The organism is Actinoallomurus acaciae, from assembly GCF_042429965.1.
GTDB lineage: Bacteria > Actinomycetota > Actinomycetes > Streptosporangiales > Streptosporangiaceae > Actinoallomurus > Actinoallomurus acaciae.
Genome location: NZ_JBHLZP010000908.1, coordinates 1 through 1,924 on the forward strand (window position 1 = coordinate 1; position 1,924 = coordinate 1,924).

2 protein-coding genes are annotated in these 1,924 nt (G+C 64.7%); both read right to left on the minus strand.

Translation table 11 applies throughout. From position 1 onward, the window contains the following. Positions 1–870 (minus strand): succinate--CoA ligase subunit alpha (gene sucD, locus ACFFNX_RS48755; protein ID WP_378213272.1); only part of this gene is annotated, 870 nt, incomplete at its 3' end. 1 nt (position 871) lies between these two features. After that, positions 872–1,924 (minus strand): ADP-forming succinate--CoA ligase subunit beta (sucC, locus tag ACFFNX_RS48760; protein ID WP_378213273.1); only part of this gene is annotated, 1,053 nt, incomplete at its 5' end.

Sequence of the window (1,924 nt, forward strand, 5' to 3'; positions counted from 1 at the left end):
CTCGCGCATGAGGCGTGCGGTTTCGCTGGGGGTCTTGCCGACACGGACGCCGACCTTCTCCAACGCTTCCTTCTTGGCCTCGGCCGTGCCGGACGAACCCGACACGATCGCACCCGCATGCCCCATCGTCTTACCCTCAGGCGCGGTGAACCCGGCGACATAACCCACCACCGGCTTGGTCACACTCGCCTCGATATACGCCGCGGCACGCTCCTCGGCATCCCCGCCGATCTCCCCGATCATCACGATCGCATCGGTCTCCGGATCAGCCTGGAACGCCGCCAAAGCATCGATGTGCGTCGTACCGATCACCGGATCACCACCGATCCCGATACAGGTCGAGAACCCGATATCCCGCAGCTCATACATCATCTGATACGTCAACGTGCCCGACTTACTCACCAACCCGATCCGACCCGGCGTGGTGATATCCGCCGGGATGATCCCGGCATTGGACTTCCCCGGCGAGGCCACCCCCGGACAGTTCGGACCGATGATCCGGGTCTTGTTCCCCTTGGCCACCGCATGCGCCCACACCACCGTCGAATCATGCACCGGGATCCCCTCAGTGATCACAATGCACAACGGAATCTCCGCATCGACCGCCTCGACCACCGCGTCCTTACTGAACCGCGGCGGCACGAACACCACCGACACATCCGCACCCGTCGCCCCCATCGCCTCCGCGACAGAGCCGAACACCGGCAACTCCCGGCCCTCGCTCGTAACCGACCGCCCCGCCTTACGCGCGTTCACCCCACCCACGACATTCGTACCGGCCCGCAGCATCCGCGCGGTGTGCTTGGTCCCTTCCGAACCGGTCATCCCCTGAACAATGACCTTGCTGTCCCCGGTCAGCCAAACCGCCATCTCACACCCCCACCGAAGCCAGCTGCGCAGCACGCCGCGCCGCCTCATCCATCGTCTCGACCTGCTCGATCACCGAAATACCCGCCTCATTCAAGATGCGGCGACCCTCCTCGGCGTTGTTACCGTCCAACCGCACCACGATCGGCCGGTCCACCGTCTCACCCCGATCAGCCAGCAGTCTGACCGCCTGCACGATCCCGTTCGCCACCGCGTCCCCGGAGGTGATCCCACCGAACACGTTGATGAACACGCTCCTCACCGACGGGTCGCCCAGCACGACCTCCATACCGTTGGCCATCACCTCAGCTGAGGCGCCGCCACCGATGTCCAGGAAGTTCGCCGGCTTCTGCCCGCCATACTGCTCACCGGCGTAGGCGACCACATCCAGGGTGGACATGACCAGACCGGCACCGTTACCGATGATCCCGACGGTCCCATCCAGCTTCACGTAGTTCAGATCCTTGGCCTTGGCCCTGGCCTCCAGCGGATCCGCCGACGCCTCGTCCTCCAGCGCCTCATGCTCAGGCTGACGAAACGCCGCGTTACCATCCAGCGTCACCTTCCCGTCCAAAGCCTTGACCTGCCCATCGGCGGTCAAGATCAACGGGTTCACCTCGACCAGCGTCGCGTCCTCATCCACGAACGCCGCCCACAACCGCTCGATCAGCTCAGCCGCACCCTCCAACGCCTCGACCGGCAACCGGCCAGCAGCCGCGATCTCCCGCGCCTTGGCCCGGTCGACACCACTCAACGCATCGATCGGCACCTGCGCGACCGCCTCCGGCTTCGTCGCGGCGACCTCCTCGATCTCCATCCCGCCCTCAACCGAACAGATCGACAAGAACGTCCGGTTCGCGCGGTCGAGCAGGAACGAGAAGTAAAACTCCTGAGCGATGGCACTGGCCTCTTCGACCAGGACCTTATGGACCGTGTGGCCCTTGATGTCCATACCGAGAATCCGCCGCGCCTTCTCCTCGGCATCAGCCGGCGAATCAGCCAGCCTCACACCACCGGCCTTACCACGACCACCGGTCTTCACCTGAGCCTTCACCAC